17 protein-coding genes, 2 pseudogenes and 1 riboswitch are annotated in these 20,970 nt (G+C 71.4%); of the genes and pseudogenes, 5 read left to right on the top strand and 14 right to left on the bottom strand.

The window, feature by feature from the left end:
- Positions 1–305: 305 nt before the first annotated feature.
- Complete coding sequence (locus E4N62_RS28575) at positions 306–1,484, bottom strand: acyl-CoA dehydrogenase family protein (RefSeq protein ID WP_230219305.1); 1,179 nt, start codon at positions 1,482–1,484, stop codon at positions 306–308.
- 354 nt (positions 1,485–1,838) lie between these two features.
- Between E4N62_RS28575 and E4N62_RS28570 the strand changes: the two genes are divergently transcribed.
- On the top strand, positions 1,839–3,086 hold the full coding sequence (locus tag E4N62_RS28570) for a glycoside hydrolase family 18 protein (protein WP_230219303.1): 1,248 nt from the start codon (positions 1,839–1,841) through the stop codon (positions 3,084–3,086).
- Between the two features lie 86 nt (positions 3,087–3,172).
- Here the strand turns inward: E4N62_RS28570 and E4N62_RS28565 are convergent, their stop codons facing one another.
- The 3 genes from E4N62_RS28565 to E4N62_RS28555 form a co-directional block, all read right to left on the bottom strand.
- Complete coding sequence (locus tag E4N62_RS28565; protein WP_230219300.1) at positions 3,173–3,832, bottom strand: TetR/AcrR family transcriptional regulator; 660 nt, start codon at positions 3,830–3,832, stop codon at positions 3,173–3,175.
- Between the two features lie 103 nt (positions 3,833–3,935).
- Complete coding sequence (locus E4N62_RS28560) at positions 3,936–4,082, bottom strand: SCO1431 family membrane protein (protein WP_230219298.1); 147 nt, start codon at positions 4,080–4,082, stop codon at positions 3,936–3,938.
- 150 nt (positions 4,083–4,232) lie between these two features.
- Entirely contained in the window at positions 4,233–5,618 is a 1,386-nt protein-coding gene (locus E4N62_RS28555) for a peptidase C39 family protein (RefSeq protein WP_230219296.1), read from the bottom strand.
- A gap of 174 nt (positions 5,619–5,792) precedes the next feature.
- On the opposite strand from E4N62_RS28555, the pseudogene E4N62_RS28550 reads away from it, so the two are divergent.
- Positions 5,793–6,444 (top strand): annotated as a pseudogene (locus E4N62_RS28550) (uridine kinase).
- Positions 6,445–6,878: 434 nt separating this feature from the next.
- Positions 6,879–8,756, top strand: a complete 1,878-nt coding sequence (locus tag E4N62_RS28545) for an AAA family ATPase (RefSeq protein ID WP_230219294.1) — start codon at positions 6,879–6,881, stop codon at positions 8,754–8,756.
- A 223-nt stretch (positions 8,757–8,979) separates the two neighbouring features.
- Here E4N62_RS28545 and E4N62_RS28540 read toward each other — a convergent pair whose 3' ends face one another.
- The 9 genes from E4N62_RS28540 to E4N62_RS28500 form a co-directional block, all read right to left on the bottom strand.
- Positions 8,980–10,068, bottom strand: a complete 1,089-nt coding sequence (locus tag E4N62_RS28540; protein WP_230219292.1) for a hemolysin family protein — start codon at positions 10,066–10,068, stop codon at positions 8,980–8,982.
- On the bottom strand, positions 10,065–11,531 hold the full coding sequence (locus E4N62_RS28535) for a hemolysin family protein (RefSeq protein ID WP_230219290.1): 1,467 nt from the start codon (positions 11,529–11,531) through the stop codon (positions 10,065–10,067). Before E4N62_RS28535 ends, E4N62_RS28540 begins: the two co-directional genes overlap by 4 nt.
- Before the next feature lie 244 nt (positions 11,532–11,775).
- Positions 11,776–12,240 (bottom strand): PH domain-containing protein, encoded by a 465-nt coding sequence (locus E4N62_RS28530; protein WP_184896468.1) that lies wholly within the window; start codon positions 12,238–12,240, stop codon positions 11,776–11,778.
- A gap of 20 nt (positions 12,241–12,260) precedes the next feature.
- On the bottom strand, positions 12,261–13,118 hold the full coding sequence (gene hisG, locus E4N62_RS28525; RefSeq protein ID WP_230219289.1) for an ATP phosphoribosyltransferase: 858 nt from the start codon (positions 13,116–13,118) through the stop codon (positions 12,261–12,263).
- A gap of 50 nt (positions 13,119–13,168) precedes the next feature.
- Positions 13,169–13,441: a phosphoribosyl-ATP diphosphatase gene (locus E4N62_RS28520; RefSeq protein ID WP_003988914.1), complete on the bottom strand. Its 273-nt coding sequence runs from the start codon at positions 13,439–13,441 to the stop codon at positions 13,169–13,171.
- Between the two features lie 34 nt (positions 13,442–13,475).
- A complete protein-coding gene (gene ribH, locus E4N62_RS28515) occupies positions 13,476–13,961 on the bottom strand; it encodes a 6,7-dimethyl-8-ribityllumazine synthase (protein ID WP_033532534.1) in 486 nt (161 codons plus the stop codon).
- A 57-nt stretch (positions 13,962–14,018) separates the two neighbouring features.
- Complete coding sequence (locus tag E4N62_RS28510; protein ID WP_230219284.1) at positions 14,019–15,308, bottom strand: bifunctional 3,4-dihydroxy-2-butanone-4-phosphate synthase/GTP cyclohydrolase II; 1,290 nt, start codon at positions 15,306–15,308, stop codon at positions 14,019–14,021.
- On the bottom strand, positions 15,305–15,937 hold the full coding sequence (locus E4N62_RS28505) for a nicotinamide mononucleotide transporter family protein (RefSeq protein WP_230219282.1): 633 nt from the start codon (positions 15,935–15,937) through the stop codon (positions 15,305–15,307). The genes E4N62_RS28510 and E4N62_RS28505 overlap by 4 nt, the downstream gene beginning before the upstream one ends.
- Positions 15,934–16,554: a riboflavin synthase gene (locus tag E4N62_RS28500; protein ID WP_230219281.1), complete on the bottom strand. Its 621-nt coding sequence runs from the start codon at positions 16,552–16,554 to the stop codon at positions 15,934–15,936. The genes E4N62_RS28505 and E4N62_RS28500 overlap by 4 nt, the downstream gene beginning before the upstream one ends.
- 155 nt (positions 16,555–16,709) lie before the next feature.
- Positions 16,710–16,840: riboswitch (FMN riboswitch) on the bottom strand.
- A 357-nt stretch (positions 16,841–17,197) separates the two neighbouring features.
- On the opposite strand from E4N62_RS28500, the gene E4N62_RS28495 reads away from it, so the two are divergent.
- The gene (locus tag E4N62_RS28495; protein ID WP_230219277.1) at positions 17,198–17,956 is read left to right on the top strand and encodes an SDR family oxidoreductase; all 759 of its coding nucleotides are present in this window, start codon (positions 17,198–17,200) and stop codon (positions 17,954–17,956) included.
- A gap of 88 nt (positions 17,957–18,044) precedes the next feature.
- Here E4N62_RS28495 and E4N62_RS28490 read toward each other — a convergent pair.
- Positions 18,045–19,258, bottom strand: a pseudogene (locus E4N62_RS28490) (ROK family transcriptional regulator).
- A gap of 416 nt (positions 19,259–19,674) precedes the next feature.
- On the opposite strand from E4N62_RS28490, the gene E4N62_RS28485 reads away from it, so the two are divergent.
- Positions 19,675–20,886: an MFS transporter gene (locus E4N62_RS28485; protein WP_230219275.1), complete on the top strand. Its 1,212-nt coding sequence runs from the start codon at positions 19,675–19,677 to the stop codon at positions 20,884–20,886.
- Positions 20,887–20,970: the final 84 nt, after the last annotated feature.

Here is a 20,970-nt window from a genome sequence, read left to right as displayed (position 1 = left end):
CCGGGAACGGTGACCGGCGCGGCCTCGTGCGCGTTGGCCCGGTATGACCCCACCTTTTTCGGTGACCGGGAGTCGGCGTCACATCTTCGTACCGGCTTCGGCAGAATCGCTTCCGCAAGGGTCGGCCCCGCTCCAGGACCCGCCCATCTACCGTGCTCTGCTGCGGACTTGGGCCGACCGGGGCCGCACTCTGCCGGGGCGTCACGATCCGGAGTGGGTGCGACTGGCGACGCCGCCGAGCGGCCTCGACCAGTTCGGCACCCGCGCGGACCCGTTCGGGGCGCCCGGCTTCTTCCGTGGTTCGTTCAGCGTGACTCGGGCCCCGCGAGGTGACGGGCGATGACCATCCGCTGGATCTGATTGGTGCCCTCGACGATCTGGAGCACCTTGGCCTCGCGCATGTACCGCTCGACGGGGAAGTCCGCCGTGTAGCCGTACCCGCCGAGGATCTGGACGGCGTCCGTGGTGACTTTCATCGCGGCGTCGGTGCACAGCAGCTTCGCCATGGCCGCCTGCTTGGAGAACGGCCTGCCCGCGTCGCGCAGTCGCGCCGCCGAGAGGTAGAGCGCGCGGCCCGCCTCCACCTGTGTCGCCATGTCCGCGAGCATGAAGCGCAGCCCCTGGAAGTCGGAGATCGGGCGTCCGAACTGCTGCCGCCCGGTGGCGTAGGCGACCGCTTCGTCCAGTGCCGCCTGGGCCACGCCGATCGCGCAGGCCGCGATGCCGAGCCGTCCGGAGTCGAGCGCGGACAGGGCGATCGCGAAGCCCTGGCCCTCCTCACCGATACGCCTGCTGTCGGCGACGCGCACCCCGTCGAAGTGGAGCTGCGCGGTGGGTGAGCCCTTCATGCCCATCTTCTTCTCCGGTGCCGCGGCGCTCAGCCCCGCGGCGTCCCCCGGCACCAGGAAGGCCGTGATGCCCCGGGAACCGGAGCCCTCGCCGCCCGTTCGGGCCATCACCGTGCAGAAGTCGGCGATGCCGCCGTGGGTGATCCACGCCTTGGTGCCGCTGATCACCCACTCCTCACCGTCCCGTACCGCCTTGGTCCGCAGGGACGCGGCGTCCGAACCGGACGAGGGCTCGGAGAGGCAGTACGCGCCGAGCAGACGGCCGCCCAGCATCGCCGGCAGATGCTCGGCCCGCTGCTCCTTGCTCCCGTAGTCGGCGAGGGCGTGACAGGCCAGGGTGTGGACGCTGACCCCGAGGCCGACCGTGAGACGGGCCATGGCCAGCTCTTCCAGCGCCTGCAGATAGACCTCGTACGGCTGGCCCCCGCCGCCGTGTTCCGCGTCGTACGGCAGGCCGAGCAGTCCCGACTCGGAGAGCAGACCGAAGAGTTCGCGAGGGAACCGGCCGGCGTCCTCCTCCACGGCCGCGTGCGGGGCGATCTCCCGCTGCGCGATCTCACGGACGAGCGAGATCAGATCGCGGGCCTCTTCCGTGGGCAGTTGACGGTCCACCGGCTGCGCGGCGCGCTCGGGCATGGCGACGCTCTCCTCCCTGTAGGGCACGGCGGCGGACACGCACCGGGGATGGGGTGGTGCCGCCGGGTCACACGTGCCACAGCCGATGGTCCTCCTCCGGATCGCGGAAGCCGCTGATCAGCGGCGGTGGCGCTTGGAGTATGCCCGATCCGGAGCAGCGAGTCACCGGTTAACGACCGTTCATCCGGGCACTTTTCGAGCCCGCCACACCCTGGCTCAAATTGGTCCGAACCATTGACCCCAGTGGTCTAGTCCTCTACGTTCTCCCCCAACAACGCGACACCGCGTTCACCCCCCTCGGCACAGCAGGTCCAGGCAGGACCCTCCCCGTCCCGCTCCCTCCCCGGAGTCACGATGCTCAGACCGCACAGCCCCCGCGTCCCCGTCAGGACGCTCGTCGCCGCCACGTGTTGCGCCACTCTCGGCGCAGGACTGCTCGCCGGAGCGGGCACCGCGACCGCCACCCCGGCGAAGGCCGGCTCCCCGCAGCGCACGCCCGGCGCGGCCCCTTCCAAGGTCGTCGGCTACTTCATCGACTGGGGCATCTACGGCCGCAAGTACTACGTCAAGAACATCGAGACCTCAGGCTCGGCGAAGAAGCTCACGCACATCAACTACGCCTTCGGAAACGTCGTCGACGGCAAGTGCGCCCTCGGCGACGCCTGGGCGGACACCGACAAGCCCTTCACCGCCGAGGAGTCCGTGGACGGCGTCGCCGACACCGAGGACCAGCCGCTGAGCGGCAACTTCAACCAGTTGCTCAAGCTGAAGAAGCTGCACCCGAACCTCAAGATCGTGTGGTCGTTCGGCGGCTGGACCTGGTCCGGTGGCTTCGGTGAGGCGGCGAAGGACCCCGAGGCCTTCGCGAACTCCTGCTACGACCTCGTCGAGAACTCCCGCTGGAAGGACGTCTTCGACGGGATCGACATCGACTGGGAGTACCCCAACGCCTGCGGCCTCACCTGCGACACCAGCGGCAGCGAGTCCTTCGAGGAGCTGATGGCCGCACTGCGCAAACGATTCGGCAAGAAGGAGCTCGTCACCGCGGCGATCACGGCCGACGCCAAGCCCGGCGGCAAGATCGACGCGGCGGACTACGCGGGCGCCGCGAAGTACGTCGACTGGTACAACCCGATGACCTACGACTACTTCGGCTCCTGGGACGCGACCACCGCCCCGCACTCGCCGCTGTACCCGTACCCGGGCATCGCCGACAAGCACTTCAACACCGCCGCCACCATCCGGAAGCTGAAGGGCCTCGGCATCCCGTCCTCCAAGCTGCTGCTCGGCATCGGCTTCTACGGCCGCGGCTGGACCGGGGTGACCCAGTCCGCACCCGGCGGCACGGCGACCGGCCCGGCCGCGGGGACGTACGAGGCGGGCTACGAGGACTACAAGGTGCTCAAGAAGACGTGCCCGGCCAACGGGATCGTCGGCGGCACCGCGTACGCCAAGTGCGGTGACGACTGGTGGAGTTACGACACCCCGCGGACCATCAAGGGGAAGATGGCGTACAAGGACGCGCAGGGCCTCGGCGGCACCTTCTTCTGGGAGCTGAGCGGCGACACCGCCGATGGCGAGCTGATCAAGGCGATCAGGTAACCGCCGCGAAGGGGGACTCGGGGTGGGGGTCGGTCACGGACCCCCACCCCGAGTGCGTCGCCGGGTGTCGCCGGCCCGGGGAGCGCTCAGGCGTCCCGGCGGGCGGGCTCCGGCGCGAGATAGGCCGGGGCCAGCTCCTCGATGGCGCGCAGCGAGCCGCCCAGCATCTTGACGAGCAGGTCGCGCATGGTCTCTCGGGGCAGCTCAGGGCGGTCGATCCAGTCCAGCGTGGCGCCCTCGACCGCGCACACCCAGCCGAACAGGCCCATGCGGGCGACCGGTTCGATGTCGGTCCTGCCGTACGCGCCCTCCGCGATGGTGGCGACGATCGCCTCGCGGACGCCGTCCCGGATCGCGTGCACCTGGGTGTCGAAGCCGACACCGCCACTGACGATCGTGCGGTAGGCGGCCTGATTGTCCTCGGCGTACCGCAGATAGCAGTCTATGGTCCGGTGCACCCGTTCCACGGGCGGCAGTTGGAGCCCGCTCGCCGCGAACGTGATCAGATCGGCCACCGAGTCCTCGACGATGGCGAGGTAGTAGCCGCGCTTGGACTTGAAGTAGTAGTAGATCAGTCCCTTGGCCACGTGCGCCTGTCGCGCGATGTCGTCCATGGACAACGTGTCGTACGACGTGTCGGCGAACAACTTGCGCCCGATGGAGATGAGTTCGGCGCGGCGCGCCAGCGAACGGTCGGTGCCGCGAGCCCGCGGCGGTGCGACTCCACGCTGTTGACTGCTATTCAATTTCGGTCCTGGTCTCCAACTGCCAGCGGGACAACCGCAGTATGGTAGACCCTCACCACCAGCTTGTTCGACTCTGATCGACAGAATCGAGCGGCGGATCAGGTCACAGCAGCCCCAGCTGGGCCACCAGCATCGCGACGACCACGACCAGGGTCCAGCCCATCACGTGCTCGACGATCTTCGGGCCGTCGTCCCCGGGCCCGCCCGTGCGGGTCCGGACGCGGGTGGCGGTGGCGGAGGTCACGGTCATGGCAGCTCGCTGGTGTGATCGGTGTGCGATGGGCTCCCCCCACCGCCTCGTCCACCTTGCCACCGCATGGGCGGTTCGCGGCCGAGACCTTGGTCACACGTCGGCGCGGCCCCGGTCGTCCGGGAGCCGCGCCGCACCTGGCCTGCCTCGTCAGAGGATGCCCACCGCCGAGAGCGCCGCGCGCTGGCGGGCCGTGGGCCGCGCCGGGAAATACACGTAACAGACGCCGCCGGTGCCGGAGACGACCTTGCCGGCGGCGTTGTACCGCTTGGTCCGCAGCCAGATGTTCTCCCACTCGCGCCGCCGGTAGACCCGGCGCACCGCCTCGTTGGTCGGCGAGTTCGGGTCGTTGGCGATGACGTCGCCCTCGGCCGTGAAGCCGATCACCGTCATCAGATGCCCGGCCGTGCCGTAGCCCGCTCCCGTCAGCTCCTCCGCGAGGAACGACTGGGAGGTGATCGCCGGGATGCCCGCCCCGATCAGTGTCTCCAGGTCGGTGAGCGAGCCCAGCCGGGTCACCACGCCCTGGAGGTCCTGGTAGGTGGCGGCGTACGCGGCGTTGAAGGGCCAGTTGCCGCAGCCCTCGTACTGGTAGTCGAAGGTGAACCGCGCCGCGTGGCACACCTGCGGGTCCGCGAACGCCGGGTCGACCCAGGCCAGGTCGGCGGCGGTGGGCTTCCTGCCCCAGAACTCTATGACCATCTGCGAGGAGGTGGGGCTGCACCAGGCCTCGCCGCCGTTGTCGTACTCGGGGTACTGGCCCTTGTGGATCTCCTGCGAGTAGCGCGGGACGTCCAGCTCCCGTGCGAGTCCGGGCGTCGAGGCGGGGACGGTGAAGCGGTCGGGGACGTCGGAGCCCATCGCGCCGAGGCGCCAGACCGTGGGGGTCAGCCGGGTACCGGGCGTGCGGTACAGCGTCAGGCGCAGCCGGTAGGAGGCCAGGCGCAGGCCCGTCGCCGGGTCGTCGATCGCGAAGGTGTCCGTCCAGACACTGCTTCTGCCGTCCTTCTGGCCGTCGACGGACGTCCGTCTGATGTCCCGGTCCCCGGCCGCCCACCGGCCGAGCACGTACCAGGGCGTGTCGGTGCCGTCGGAGTACGTGCCCTTGAGCTCGATCCCGATCCAGGTGCCCTCGGGGGTGTGCGCGTTCCAGGACGCGACGGCCTCGGTGGCGGGCACCGTGAGCCGGTGGACCGGCGAGGTCCAGGTCCCGTACTCCCAGGCGGCCGTACGCCCGGTGTGCGGGTCGGTGTAGTCGGTGGTCCCGAGCGGCGTGTCGATCACCAGCCCCGGCCGCGTCCCCGCCTTCGCCAGGGTGCCCCGGGCGCTGCCCGAGCACCAGTCGGCGTACGAGGTCCAGGCACGGAAGTCGGTGAAACGTTCCGGTGCTCGCGTGGGGCGGGCGGGGCCCTCGCCCCGGCCGCTCGTGGTGTCTGCGACCGCCTGACCCGCCGCTCCCGCGGCCGCCGCGGCGGCTGCGGTGGCGACGGCTGCGGTCAGGACGGTCCTGCGGGACGGCTCGGAGAGGCTCGTCATCTGCGGGTGACCCCCAGTGGTCCGGAAGGAACGGTTCAGACGCACGGCTGTTCGCCCACTATGGAACCGGGGAGCGACTTCTGACGCCAGCACCTCGCGCCGCGCCACGCCCGCCAATATTGGTCGACACCAGTGGCGTATCCGCGGCCGCGCGGCACGGTGTTCAATCCACCTATGCACGACTCCTCCGCTTCTGTGGACCTCGCCGTCGACGACCTCGCCGCGCGGCTGCGGCGGCTGCCGCCCTCCTGCGGGCCGGTCCGGCTGGTGGGGGTGGACGGGCACGCCGGTTCGGGGAAGAGCACGTTCGCCGGGCGGCTGGCGGACGCGCTCGGCGGGGCCCCGGTGCTGCACCTCGACGACATCGCGACGCACGAGGAGCTGTTCGCGTGGACGGATCGCCTGCTGGACCAGGTGATCGAGCCGCTGCGTCACGGGCGGAGCGCGCGGTACGCCCCCTACGACTGGCGTGAACGCGGTTTCGGCCCGGCGCGTGTGCTGCCGAGCGCGCCGGTGGTCGTCGTGGAAGGGTGGGTGCGGGCCGACGGGTGTTGCGGCCGTTTCTGGCGTGGCTGGTGTGGATGGAAGTGGCGGAAGGGGAGGCCTGGGCACGGGGCGGGCGCGGGACGGGGCGGAGCAGGACGACTTCTGGGCCGGTTGGGTCCGGGCGGAGCGTCGGCATTTCGCCGAGGATCCTTCTCGGCCGTTCGCCGATCTGCTGATTCGGCCGGGAAAAGCGGGGTACGAGGTGCTCACGGGACCCCCGACGGCTCCTGGATCGGCATCGCATCTCACTCAGGGTGACGAGCCATCCGCAATGTGCTGAACTTGTGAAGAGGGCTGTCCGAGAAGTTGCCCGAGGGCCCCAACTCGGCTTGACCGGGGGGCCGTACTGGTCTTACGTTCTCAATGTGCGGTCATTCGATACCGCCCAGATGCGCGAAGCCCCCGGTTGTTCCCCCGTGATCGGGGGCTTCGTTCTGCCTTCTTCGCGGCTTTCCGGCACCCCGGGGACACCATTCCTTCACCCTCGGTGACCGTCCGCAATGCGCCCCGTCTGCTCCCACCTCGCAGGACGAGGGTTGCGGCGCCCTTCGAAGGGCGCCCGACCCGCAGGTACGATGCCCAAGGTGCGACCTTCGGACGGCTGCAGCAACGCACCGGCGCAACTCCCGTCCGCGGCACAGCGGTTCGACGAAGGCCGCCGACGGGCACCGGCCCGTTCGGTTTCCAGCGGGGGCACGGTTTGTGGGGGACGTGATGGACTTCGGCTCGCGGGGCCCCGAGGCCCCGGCCGACCTCGCCTGGCTGCGAGGCGTGGACGCCTACACCATGGGCGCCTATCCGCAGGCGGAGGAGGAGTTCCGCGCCGCGGTGCGGATGGATCCGGGCATGGCGGACGGCTGGCTCGGGCTGCACGCGCTCCGGGTGGACACGACGACCGCGCTGCTGCGCATGTTCCGGCACCGCGAACGCTTCGGGGAGCAGCGCACCCGGCACCGTCGCACCCTCAACTCCTGGTACTGGCTGGGCTGGTGGGTGCAGCCGGTGCTGGAGAGCCCGCGTGATCTGCTGCTCGCGCACGCCTCGCACTGGCTGGACGGACGTCATGTGCCCGAGCTGGACCGGGCGCTCGCCGGGCTGCCGCCGGTCGACGCGGACCACCAGGTGCGGTTTCTGCACGCCTGCCGCGCCTATCTGGTCAAGGACTGGGAGCAACTGGTCCGGCACACCGATCCGCTGCTCGACGATCCCCTGCTGGGCATCGAGGCCGGCCTGTTCGGCGGGATGGCCAGGGTGCGGCTGGAGACGTACGGGCAGGCAGAGCCGCTGCTCTCCGCGGCGCTGATGCGCTGCCGCAGCGAGCAGCCGCAGCGCAAGGAGCTGCGGTACTGGCTTGCCCGCGCCCACGAGGGCACGGGGCGCAGCGCGGCCGCGCTGCCGCTGTACCGGGCCGTGCACCGGGTCGACCCCGCCTTCATGGACACCTCCGCCCGGCTGGCCGCGATCGCCGAGGGGGACGGGTACGACGACGATGCGAGCGACTTCGCCGCGATCTCGCTCGCCGGGATCGGCCAGGACGTGCTCGACGGCGACGGGCTGGAGCCGTTCTTCGACGCCGAGGGCCGGGATCTGAAGGTGTCCGATCCCGGACCGCCGCCGTCGGGCGGGCTACCGCCCGAGGCCGGCGACACCTTCGTACGGGAGAAGTCCGCCGTGGTGCCGGTGGAGCCGCTGTCCCTGCCGGCGGGGCCGACGGATCCGGAGCTGTTGGAGGAGGCGCTGGCCGAGCTGGAGCGGATGGTCGGGCTGGAGCCGGTGAAGCGGCAGGTCAAGGCGTTGTCCGCGCAGCTCAACATGGCGCGGTTGCGGGCCGGGCAGGGGCTGCCCGTGCAGCCGCCCAAGCGGCATTTCGTCTTCTCCGGGCCCTCGGGCACCGGGAAGACGACCGTGGCGCGAATACTGGGCCGTGTCTTCTACGCGCTCGGGCTGCTCGGCGGCGATCACCTCGTCGAGGCGCAGCGTGCGGATCTGGTGGGCGAGTACCTCGGGCAGACCGCCGTGAAGGCCAACGAGCTGATCGACTCGGCGATCGGCGGGGTGCTGTTCGTGGACGAGGCGTACTCCCTGTCCAACTCCGGGTACGGCAAGGGGGACGCGTACGGGGACGAGGCGCTTCAGGTGCTGCTGAAGCGGGCCGAGGACAACCGGGACCATCTGGTCGTGATCCTGGCCGGCTATCCGGAGGGGATGGACCGGCTGCTGGCGGCGAACCCCGGACTGTCGTCCCGGTTCACGACACGGGTCGACTTTCCCTCGTACCGGCCGTTGGAGCTGACCTCCATCGGGGAGGTGCTCGCGACGGAGAACGGGGACGTGTGGGACGAGGAGGCGCTCGACGAGTTGCGGTCCATCTCCGGGCATGTCGTGGAGCAGGGGTGGATCGACGAGCTCGGGAACGGGCGGTTCTTGCGGACGTTGTACGAGAAGAGCTGTGCGTACCGGGATCTGCGGTTGTCGGGGTATCCGTCGATTCCTACGCGGGATGATCTGTCGACGTTGCGGTTGCCGGATCTGATGCAGGCGTACGGGGAGGTCTTGTCGGGGCGGGGGCCCGGAGAACCTTCGGCGATGTGAGACTTTCTCGCCCTCGCCGCCCCTACCCGTCCCTCCCACCTCGGCTTCGCTCGAGCGGGAGGTGCCCCCACCAGGGGCTGCGCCCCTTCGGCCCCGCTCGCTTGTCGGTCGTCTGCGGGCCGGTGGGGCTTCTCGCGCAGTTCCCCGCGCCCCTTTCAGGGCGCGGGGAACTGCGCGAACGGGGCCCGGGGCGGAGCCCCGAGTCTTTGACGGGGAGCGAAACTCAGCTGGCGAGGGCCTGCTTCGTGGGTTCGCTGAGCCTTGGCTCTGTCACCCGGGTCGGGGGGACCTCCCGGTGGGCCGGGTCCCGGACCTCGCCCACCAGCAGTTCCAGGACGTCCTCCAGCGCCGCCAGACCGAGCACCTTGCCGGAGGCATCCGCCACCTGCGCCAGATGCGTGGCGGCCCGCCGCATGACCGTCAGCGCGTCGTCCAGCGGCAGCTCCGCGCGGAGGGTGGTCATGGGCCGCCAGATCTGCTGGGGTACGGCACGGTCGGAGTCCTCCAGGTCCAGGACGTCCTTGACGTGGAGGTAGCGGCCCATGAAGGCACCGTTCTCCGCGACCACCGGGAAGCGGGAGTAGCCCGTGCGGGCGGTCAGGGCCACGACCTGCGCGGGCGTCACCGAGGGGGCCACCGTCACCAGGGTGTCCCGCTTGAGCAGGACGTCCGTCACCGGGCGGGAGCCCAGCTCCAGCGCGTCCTCCAGGCGCTCCTGCTCCTCGGGGTCGAGCAGCCCGGCCTGCCCGGAGTCCTCGACCAGCCGGCCCAGCTGGACGCTGGTGAAGACGGCCTCGACCTCGTCCTTGGGCTCGACGTGGAAGAGTCTGAGGACCACGCGGGCACAGGCACCGAGACCGGCCGTGACGGGCTTGCACAGCCGCGCGAAGGCCACCAGGGCCGGGCTCAGCCACAGCGCCGTCTTCTCCGGCGCCGCCATCGCCAGGTTCTTCGGCAGCATCTCGCCGATGACGAGGTGGAGGAAGACGACCACCGCCAGCGCGATGACGTAGCCCAGAGGATGGATCATGCCGTGCGGCAGGTGGATCGCCTCGAAGAGCGGCTCCAGCAGCCGGGCCACCGTCGGCTCGGCCACCGCGCCCAGGGTCAGTGAGCAGACGGTGATGCCGAACTGGGCGGCCGCCATCATCTGGGGCAGGTTCTCCAGGCCGTGGAGGACCTGGCGGGACCGGGTGGTCCCGAGGGGTTCGATCTGGCTGCGGCGGACGGAGACCAAGGCGAACTCGGCGCCGACGAAGAAGCCGTTGGCGAGCACGAGGAGCAGGGCGAACAGGAGTTGGAGCATGCTCATCGGGTCGCCTCCACGGCCGAGGCGGCGTCTGTGGCGGGGGTGGGGCCCGTGACGCGGGCCGCTTCCGTGACGGGGATGGTCGCCTTCACGTCGGCCGCCGCCGCGGCGGTGTCCTTGCCGGCGGCTACCGCCTCCCGGCCGGGGACGGTGTCCGTGGCGGGAGTGGTGCGCACGAGCCGGACGCGCTCCGCGCGGTAGTGCCCGACCTGGCGCACCGCCAGCCGCCAGCCGGGCAGCTCGGCGTGGTCGCCGGGGGCAGGGATACGGCCGAGCAGGTCGGCGACCAGGCCGGCGACCGTCTCGTACGGGCCCTCCGGGACATCGAGACCTATGCGCTGGAGCACGTCGACGCGGCAGCTGCCGTCGGCGTCCCAGGCGAGGCGGCCGTCCTCGGGCGGGGCGGCGGCGAGTTCGGGCCGCTCGTGCACGTCGTGCTCGTCGCGCACCTCTCCGACCAGTTCCTCGACGATGTCCTCCAGGGTCACCACCCCGGCCGTCCCGCCGTACTCGTCGACGACGACGGCGATGGGCTGCTCGCTGCGCAGCCGGGCCAGCAGCGGCTGCACGGGCAGCGACTCGGGGACGAGCAGCGGGGTCCTGGCGATCCGGCCGACCGGGGTGTGCAGTCGTTCGTGGGCGGGGATCGCGAGGGCGTCCTTGAGGTGGACCATGCCGACGATCTCGTCGATCCGCTCCCGGTAGACGGGGAAGCGGGAGAGGCCGGTGGCGCGGGTCAGGTTGACCACGTCCTCGGCGGTGGCCGAGGACTGCAGGGCGCTGACCTTGACGCGCGGTGTCATCACGTTCTCCGCGGTCAGGTCGCCCAGGGAGAGGGTACGGACGAAGAGGTCGGCCGTGTCCTGTTCCAGGGCGCCGGCCTGGGCCGAGTGCCGGGCGAGGGAGACCAGTTCGCCGGGGGTGCGGGCGGAGGCCAGCTCGTCGGTGGGCTCGACGCCGAAGGCGCGGACCAGGCGGTTGGCGACCGCGTTGAGAGCGGCGATGACCGGGCGGAAGAGACGGGAGAAGACGTGCTGGGGGCCCGCGACGAAGCGGGCGACCTGCATGGGCTTCGACACCGCCCAGTTCTTGGGGACCAGTTCGCCGATCACCATCTGCACGGCCGAGGCCAGCAGCATGCCGACGACCACGGACACCCCGGACACGGCGCCTTCGGGTATGCCGAGGGCGGTGAAGGGGCCGTGGAGTATCTCCGCGAGAGCCGGTTCGGCGAGCATGCCGACGACCAGGGAGGTGATGGTGATGCCGAGTTGGGTGCCGGAGAGCTGGAAGGACAGCTCCTTGAGCGCGCCCACCACCTTGTGGGCCCGGCGGTCGCCCTCGGCGGCGGCCTTCTCGGCCTCCGGGCGCTCGACCGTGACGAGGCCGAACTCGGCGGCCACGAAGAAGCCGTTGGCGAGGATCAGCAGGAACGCGGCTCCGAGGAGCAGCAGGGGGATGGTCATGCCGCCGCCTCGGTGTGCCGGGAGGGGGCGGCGCAGGTACTACAGGACGATCCGTCCATCGCTGGAGGGAGTCACTCCTCGAATAGCAGGGAGCCCCTGCCTTCCGGGGTGGAACGACAGAGGCGGAGGCGCGACGAAAACGCCTCCGCCAACAGATTAATCAAGACAGGGGCCGGTGCGGCAGGGGCGACGGCCCCGAGTCGGCCCTGATCTTGGTCCGGGTCCCCCCGGACGCGCGTCCGGGTCAGCCCTGACGCTGCTCGGGCTCGGTGACCGACCGGGCCTCGACCAGCGCCCTCAGGGTCCGGGCGTCCTCGATGGCTCGCTGCTTGGCGATGCCCGGCTGGATGCCGAGCGCGGGCATGCTGGTGCCGTCGGTGAGGTCGAGGAAGACCCAGGGGTCGCCGACCCGCAGGTTGACTTGCACGATCTCGGCCCAGCCCAGCTGCCGCCGCGCGGTGATGTTGACGACGGTGACGCCGGCCTCGTCGGCGACGACCTTGGGCCGGGAGAGCATGCACAGCACCCCGGCGAGCATGGCCGCCGTGAAGACGAAGCTGAGCCGCTCCCCCGGGCCGAGCGTGGGCAGCAGCAGCGCGACGACCGTGATGACCACGAAGATCGCCCCGGCGGCGGTCAGCAGTACGGCCCGGGTGCGGCCCGGCCGAAAAGTGACGGGCAGGGCGGGGAGGGGGGACTGGTCCGGCATGGCGTGCGACTCCCTGGCCGTCAGAGGCGGCAGGCGTGGATGGCGGTGGTCAGGATGGCCCGCGCGCCGATGTCGTAGAGGTCGTCCATGATCCGCTGGGCCTCCTTGGCCGGGACCATCGCCCGGACGGCGACCCAGCCCTCGTTGTGCAGCGGCGAGACGGTCGGGGACTCCAGGCCCGGGGTGAGTGCGACGGCCTTCTCCAGCTGCTCGACGCGGCAGTCGTAGTCCATCATCACGTACGTCCGGGCCACGAGGACGCCCTGGAGGCGGCGCAGGAACTGCTGCACCTTGGGCTCGTTCTCCGAGGTCGTGTCGGCGTCGACGCGGCGGATGACAATGGCCTCGGACTTCATGATCGGCTCGCCGAAGACCTCCAGGCCGGCGTTGCGCAGGGAGGTGCCGGTCTCGACGACGTCGGCGATGACCTCGGCGACGCCCAGTTCGATGGCGGTCTCGACGGCTCCGTCGAGGTGGACCACGGAGGCGTCGATGCCGTTGTCCGCGAGGTGGCCCGCGACGATGCCCTCGTAGGAGGTGGCGACCGTCTTGCCCTTGAGGTCCGCCACGCCGTCGGCCGTGCCCGGCTTGGAGGCGAAGCGGAAGGTGGAGCGGGCGAAGCCGAGGGGGAGGATCTCCTCGGCCTTGGCGCCGGAGTCGATGAGCAGGTCCCGGCCGGTGATGCCGATGTCGAGGCGGCCGGAGGAGACGTAGATCGCGATGTCACGGGGGCGGAGGTAGAAGAACTCGACCTCGTTGGCCGGGTCGACGATCCGCAGCTCCTTGGACTCCCGGCGCTGCTGGTAGCCGGCCTCATGCAGCATCTCCCCCGCAGGGCCGGACAGGGAACCCTTGTTGGGGACGGCGATGCGCAGCATGAGGCGAGCTTCCTTCGTTCGTACGTACGAGATCGAATGCGGGGTGCGGCTCAGAGGTGGGCGTACACGTCGTCCAGGGAGATGCCGCGGGCGACCATCATCACCTGGACGTGGTAGAGCAGCTGCGAGATCTCCTCGGCGGCTGCCTCCTTGCCCTCGTACTCGGCGGCCATCCAGACCTCGGCGGCTTCCTCGACGACCTTCTTGCCGATGGCATGGACGCCCTTCTCGACCAGTTCTGCGGTGCGGGAAGTGGCGGGATCGCCCTGGGCGGCCTTGTGCTGGAGCTCGGTGAAGAGCTCCTCGAACGTCTTCTTGGACATGGTGAGGCTCAGCCTACGCGCAACCGGCCGTGCCTCAGCGCCAGGGTTCAGATACTGAGCGGAGGGTCGCGGCGGTCGCCACCGCCGCGGTCACCGCCTCGTGGCCCTTGTCCTCGTTCGAGCCCTCGATACCGGCGCGGTCCAGGGCCTGCTCCTCGGTGTCGCAGGTCAGTACGCCGAAGCCGACGGGGACTCCGGTGTCGACGGAGACCTGGGTGAGGCCCTGGGTGACGCCCTGGCACACGTACTCGAAGTGGGGGGTGCCGCCGCGGATGACGACACCGAGGGCGACGATCGCGTCGTAGCCGCGGCCGGCCAGGACCTTGGCGACGACGGGGAGTTCCCAGCTGCCGGGGACCCGCAGCAGGGTCGGCTCGTCGATGCCCAGGTCGCGCAGGGCGCGCAGGGCGCCTTCGACGAGGCCGTCCATCACCTTCTCGTGCCACTGGGCCGCGATGACCGCGACGCGCAGGTCGCCGCAGTTGCGTACGGACAGTTCGGGTGCGCCCTTGCCGCTCACGTTGCTCCTTGGTTCCTGGATCTCTTGCTCGTTGGTCTTGCCGCTGGTCGTTCGGTGTTACTGGTTGCCGCAGGTGGATGTGGTGGCCGTGTCCAGCCAGGGCAGGTCGTGGCCCATCCGGTCCCGCTTGGTGCGCAGGTAGCGCAGGTTGTGCTCGCCCGCGCGGACGGGCATCGGCTCGCGGTCGGTGACGGCGAGGCCGTGCCGGACGAGGGCGTCGGTCTTCTCGGGGTTGTTCGTCATGAGGCGCAGGCCGCGGACGCCGAGGTCCTGGAGGATCTGGGCACCGGCGCCGTAGTCCCGGGCGTCGGCGGGCAGGCCCAGCTCCAGGTTGGCGTCGAGGGTGTCACGGCCGAGCTCCTGGAGTTCGTACGCGCGCAGCTTGGACAGCAGTCCGATGCCGCGTCCCTCGTGGCCGCGCAGGTAGACGACGACGCCGCGGCCTTCGGTGGCGATGCGCTGGAGCGAGGTCTGCAGCTGGGGGCCGCAGTCGCAGCGCAGCGAGTGGAAGATGTCGCCGGTGAGGCATTCGGAGTGGACCCGGACGAGGACGTCCTCGCCGTCGCCGATCTCGCCGTGGACGAGGGCGACATGCTCGACGCCGTCGACGGTGGAGCGGTAGCCGTAGGCCGTGAAGTCACCGAAGACGGTGGGGAGTTGGGTCTTCGCCTCGCGCCTGACGGTGGGCTCGGAGCTGCGCCGGTAGGCGATGAGGTCCTCGATGGAAATGATCGTCAGGCCGTGCTTGCGGGCGAACGGGATCAGGTCGGGCAGGCGCAGCATGCGGCCGTCCTCGCCGGCGATCTCGACGATCGCGCCGGCCGGGCGCAGACCCGCGAGGCGGGCGAGGTCGACGGCGGCCTCGGTGTGGCCGTCGCGCACGAGCACCCCGCCGGTGCGGGCGCGCAGCGGGAAGATGTGGCCGGGGCGGACGAAGTCGCCGGGCTCGGCGGTGCCGCTCGCCAGGAGTTGCAGGGTGGTGGCGCGGTCGGAGGCGGAGATGCCGGTGGTGACGCCGTGCCGGGGGCCCGCGTCGACGGTGACGGTGAAGGCGGTGCGCATGGACTCGGTGTTCTGCTGCACCATCTGCGGCAGTTCGAGCCGGTCCAGCTCGTCGCCCTCCATGGGGGCGCAGATCATGCCCCGGCACTCGCTCATCATGAAGGCGATGATCTCGGGGGTGGCCTTCTCGGCGGCGATGACGAGGTCGCCCTCGTTCTCGCGGTTCTCGTCGTCGACGACGACGACGGGGCGGCCCGCCGCGATGTCGGCGATGGCCTGCTCGACGGGGTCGAGCCGGAAGTCCTCGATGTCGTCCGTGCTGTAGAGGATCGGCGCCGTGCTCATGCGGGAGCTCCTTCCAGGGCGGGCTTGCGGGAGCGCAGCCACCAGTCGCGCATGCCCCACAGGACGAGCGCGCCGTAGATGATGTAGACGAATCCGGAGAACGCGTATCCGTTGGCGAAGTTGAGAGGGACTCCGACGAGGTCGACGAGCAGCCAGGCGAACCAGAACTCGACCATGCCGCGCGCCTGGGCGTACATGGCGACGATGGTGCCGGTGAAGATGTAGGCGTCCGGCCAGGGGTCCCAGGACAGGGTCGGGAAGGCGGTGAACAGGCCGCCGACTGCGAGGGTGCCGAGCACGGCGCCGGCGATCAGGTAGCCGCGCTCGCGCCAGGTGGCGAAGCGCGGGGTGATGGCGCCGTCCGCCGACCGTCCCTTCGTGCGGTTCCACTGCCACCAGCCGTACGCGGCGACGGCCATGACGATGACCTGCTTGCCGGCGCTGCCGGTGAGGTGGCCGACGAAGGCGCCGAAGAGGACCAGACCGGAGAGGAACTGCACGGGCCAGTTCCACAGGGAGCGGATCGCGCCGAGGGCGAGGGCGATCAGGCCGAGGACGTTGCCGATCATGTCCGACCAGAGGATCTGCTGGCCGAAGGCGGTGAAGGCGACGCTGTTCAGGGAGTTCACCGTCCCGCTCCCGGGGCGCCCGCCGTCCCCTGGTTGCCCAGCAGGCGCTCGACGTACTTGGCGATGACGTCGACCTCAAGGTTCACCGGGTCGCCGGGCTGCTTGCGGCCGAGGGTGGTCAGGTCGAGGGTGGTGGGGATGAGGCTGACGGTGAAGTGGTCGGGGCCGGCGTCGACGACGGTGAGGCTGATGCCGTCGACGGTGATGGAGCCCTTCTCGACGACGTACCGGGTGAGGTCCGCCGGGAGCGAGATCTTGACGATCTCCCAGTTCTCGGACGGCTTGCGCTCGATGACCTGGCCGGTTCCGTCGACGTGGCCCTGCACGATGTGTCCGCCGAGGCGCTCACCGACGGCCATGGGGCGTTCGAGGTTGACCCGGGAGCCGACGGCGAGGGCGCCGAGGCTGGAGCGTTCGAGGGTCTCCGCCATGACGTCGGCGGTGAACCAGTCGTCCTCGTGCTCGACGACCGTGAGACAGACGCCGTTGACGGCGATGGAGTCGCCGTGCTTCGCCCCCTGGGTGACGACGGCGCCGCGCAGACGGAAGCGGGAGGAGTCGCCGAGGTTCTCGACGGCGGTGACCTCACCCAGCTCTTCGACGATTCCGGTGAACACTTCCCGGGTCCTCCTGCCTCGTGGGGCACGGACTCCGGGGCTGTCGAAGACGACAGACAGAGCGGACAGCGGCACCGGGAGCGGACGCCGTGTGTGGGCCCACCCCTGTCGAGGCAGACCGAAAACAGACGGCGGCGCGCACGTATGCCCGCCCGCCGCGCACTGCCTCCCATCCGGACTTTAACCGTCGGTCCAGGAATTTCACCTGGTCAACCGGCCGCTGGAAGCGACCGGGTCGCGGACTATAACCGCCGGTTCGGACTTTCACCGACCCCGGAGTGCGCTGCTTCTGGTACATGGCCAGTGTGCCACGCCCGGTCGCCACCCATGCGGGTGAGGGCTGTGGGCTGGCTCACAGACGACATCACTGGACTTCTCCGGCGAACACCGACGGGTTTCGGCTATCACTGACCAAGGGTCAATTTCCGTCACAGCGGCCCCACTCGAAGGGGCCCCGACCCATTGACCGTCTTGGTCTAGTCCTTTTAAAGTCTGCGGTCGCGGTACCCGCCTCGAACGGCCCGGCGGCGGTGACGACGGCCCTTGCCCCGCCGCCGGGTCCCCCGCGCTGCCGGCCGGGGCCGCGGCCCGCACGCTGGTGTTCTCGGGACGGCCACGCGTCGACGTGAAGGGGACCTACAGCATGACCACGATCCTGGTGACCGGTGGCACCGGCGTTCTCGGCCGCCCTCTCGGCGAGCGGTTGCGCGCGAACGGGCACGAGGTGCGGGTGCTCAGCAGGCACGCGCGGCCGTACGCCGTCGATCTCGTCGCGGGCGGGAGCGGGCTGGACCCGGCCGTGGCCGGGGTGGACACGATCGTGCACTGCGCGACCTCGCCGCGCGGGGGCGACGAGAAGGCGGCGGAGCACCTGATCCAGGCGGCGCGGCGGGCCGGGGTGGGCCATCTGGTCTACATCTCGATCGTCGGTGTGGACCGGGTGCCGCTGGGCTATTACCGGTCCAAGCTGGCCGTCGAGCGCCTGGTCGAGGGGTCCGGGCTGGGCTGGACGATCCTGCGCGCGACCCAGTTCCACGACCTTCTCGTACTGCTCTTCGAGGTTCTCTCCAAGCCGCCGGTCATGATGCTCCCCGCCGGGGTGAGCGACCAGCCCGTCGCCGTCACCGAGGTCGCCGACCGCCTGGCGGAGCTTGCCGGGGGCGCCCCCGCGGGCCGGGTGGACGACCTGGGCGGCCCGGAGATCCTCACCTTCCCCGACCTGGCCCGCGCCTACCTGACGGCCACCGGCCGCCGCCGCCCGCTCCTGAACGTCCCCCTGTTCGGCACGGCCTACCGGGGCTTCCGGGACGGCGGACACCTCGCGCCGGAGCGGGCCGTGGGAATCGGGACGTTCGCGGAGCACCTGGAGCGGCGGTTCGGGACGAGGCCGGGCAAGCGGTGAAGGCCGGGAGTGGGGGCCGGGTGCGAGGGCCACTCCCCTGGACCTGACCTGCTGAACGTCCGGCTGTCGCGCGGGCTGGACGTCGGACCTATCGCGCCGGCGCTCCGAACAGGTCGTCCTGGGCCGCCTCCCGGGCCATGAGCAACGCGCCGCGCAGGACCGCGGTCCCGCCGAGGCCCCCGGCCCGCACCTCCGTCGGCAGCGGCGACATGACCGCCAGCCGCTCCCCCACCCTGACGGCGAGCTCCTCCCCACCGGCCTGCCGACCTCGCCCCCGAGCACCACACACCCGGGGTCGAGCACGGCGACGACCGAGGCCGCGCCGATGGCCACGCGGTCGGAGAGGGCGTCGAGGAAGGCGGCGTGGGGCACGGGCGCCGACGCGGGCGCCGCGTCGTTCGTGGCGAGGGCGGTCACCGCCGACCGCACCAGCGTCGCCGCGTACGGCTCGTGCGGCGCGGCCTCGGCCGTGAGGCCGTGTGCGGCGGCCAGTGCCGTCACCGCCGCCGCGCCGCCGAGGGAGTGGAAGCCGCCCTCGCAGCCGACGGCCGAGGGGACCGTGGCCGTGCCCGGGACCGGGAGGAAGCCGATCTCCCCGGTGCCGCCGGAGGCACCGCGCCGCAGGTGGCCGTCGAGGACCACGGCCGCTCCGGTGCCGAGGCCCAGCCAGAGGAGGACGAAGGTGTCGCGGTCGCGGGCGGCACCGTCGCGCTGTTCGGCGAGCGCGGCGAGGTTGGTCTCGTTCTCGACGAGCACGCGGGCGGGGAGCCGTTCACCGAGGGCGGCGACCAGGCGACGGTGCCATGCGGGCAGGCCGCTGGAGTCACGGAGTTCGCCGGTGGCCGGGTCGATCAGGCCGGGGGCGCCGATCACCACCGTGTGCAGCCGGTCGGCGCCCGCCTCCTTGGCCGCGCGCTCCACCAGGGTGACCGCCTGCTCCACCGCGGGCCCGGTGCCGGTGTCGTCCGCGATCGGGACGGACGCCCGCGTCAGCTCCGTGCCGATCAGGTCGGCCACGACGACCGAGACGCCCTCGGTGCGCACATCGAGGGCGGCGAGGTGCGCGCGGTCGGCGACGATGCCGTGGACGCGGGCGTTGGGCCCGCGCCGCTGCTCCCCGGACTCCCCCACGACCTCGATCAGCCCGGCGGCCGTGAGGCGCTCCACGAGGTCGGCCACGGTGGGCCGGGACAGCCCCGTGAGCTGCTTCAACCGCCCTGCCGTCAGCGGCCCTTCCTGCTGCAGCAGCCGCAGGGCGAGCCGGTCGTTGATGGCTCGGGCGGTGCTGGGTGATGCGGGCATGCCGGGATCCTCCCAGAAAGGCGGCGCTCAGGGGTGGTCGGGCCTGGAGCACCTGCTCCCCTCCCCACCTCCTATCTATCAGGCAGGGTTCCTGATAGTTTACGTCAGCGCCATGGGACCCGGGTGGGCCGAGGGCATCGGGGAACCGGAGAGCCGAGGGCGGTAGGCGGGCAGACAGGCAGGCGGCTGAGGAACGGAGCGCGGGGGCGTGCCCCCGTACAGGCGCATCCGTGGCGCGGGGCACGGGAGACGCCGGGAGCAGCGCCGGCTGGGCCGCCGTCCGTACGACGGCCGAGAGCCGAAGGCCGGCCGGGTGCCCTCGTGGCGAATCCGGAGGCGGGGGCGGCGCCCTCGCGGCGCGACGACAGCCGAGGCGCGGCGCCTCGCGGCATACCGAGGATTCACGGAGGCGGAGAATGAGTGCGGTGATCTACGAGCGGCGCGAGGTGAGGCGGGCACGGTACGCCGTGGCGGCCGTGTTCGCGGTGCACGGCGCCGTCACCGGCTCGTTCGCGACCCGCGTGCCGTGGATCCAGGACCACGCGGGGGTCAGCGCGGGCCAGCTGGGTCTCGCACTCGCCTTTCCCGCGATCGGCGCCTCGCTGGCGATGCCGCTCGCGGGACGCATCAGCCACCGGTTCGGCGCCCGGACGGCGTTGCGCGGACTGCTCTCGCTGTGGACGCTCGCCCTGGTCCTGCCCTCCCTCGCGCCGAACCTCTGGACCCTCTGTCTCGCGCTGTTCGTGTACGGCGCGTCGGCGGGCATGGCGGATGTCGCCATGAACGCGCTCGGTGTCGACGTGGAGAACCGCCTCGGGAAGTCGATCATGTCGGGGCTGCACGGCATGTGGAGCGTGGGCGCCCTCGTCGGCTCGGCGGCCGGCACGCTCGCCGCGCACCTCGGGTCGGACGTCCGGCTGCACCACGCGCTCGCCGCGGCCTCGCTCACCGCGTTCGGGCTGATCGCCTGCCAGTGGGTCCTGGATCTGCGGCCCACCGAGGACGAGGAGCCGCCGCCCCGGTTCGCGCTGCCGCCGAAGTCGGCGCTGCTCATCGGCGCGGTCGGGTTCTGCGCGGTGTTCGCGGAGGGGGCGGCCCTGGACTGGTCGGCGGTCTACCTGCGGGACCAGTTGGAGACCTCGGCCGGGCTCGCGGCGGCGTGCACCACCGGGTTCATGCTGACCATGGCGGTGGCCCGGCTGACGGGCGACGCGGTGGTCAACCGCTTCGGCTCGGTCCGTACCGTCCGGGCCGGCGGCGTGCTGGCCGCACTCGGCGGGGTCCTCATCGTCGTCGCGGACGCACCGGCGGTGGCGATGACCGGGTTCGCCCTGATGGGCCTCGGCATCGCGGTCGTCGTGCCGCTCTGCTTCGCCGCCGCGGGCCGCAGCGGGTCGAACCCCAGTCTGGCCATCGCGGGGGTCGCCACCATCACCTACACCTCGGGGCTCGTCGCGCCGAGCGCGATCGGCGGTCTGGCGCAGTTGACCAGCCTGGTCGTCTCGTTCGGCCTGGTGACCGTGCTGGCGTGCGGCCTGGTCGTCTTCGCGGGCGTGCTGCGCACCAGCGATCGCGACCGCCCGCAGGTGCCCCGGCCGAACGTGGCGCTGCCCGACCTGAAGCCCTGATCCGGCCGCGCCCGGTTCCCCCGCTTCCCGACCTGAAGCCCTGATCCGGCCGCGCCCGGTTCCCCCGCTTCCCGACCTGAAGCC

The sequence above is a fragment of the Streptomyces sp. MNU76 genome, assembly GCF_020982545.1.
GTDB lineage: Bacteria > Actinomycetota > Actinomycetes > Streptomycetales > Streptomycetaceae > Streptomyces.
This window is presented reverse-complemented; position numbering and strand designations above follow the sequence as displayed.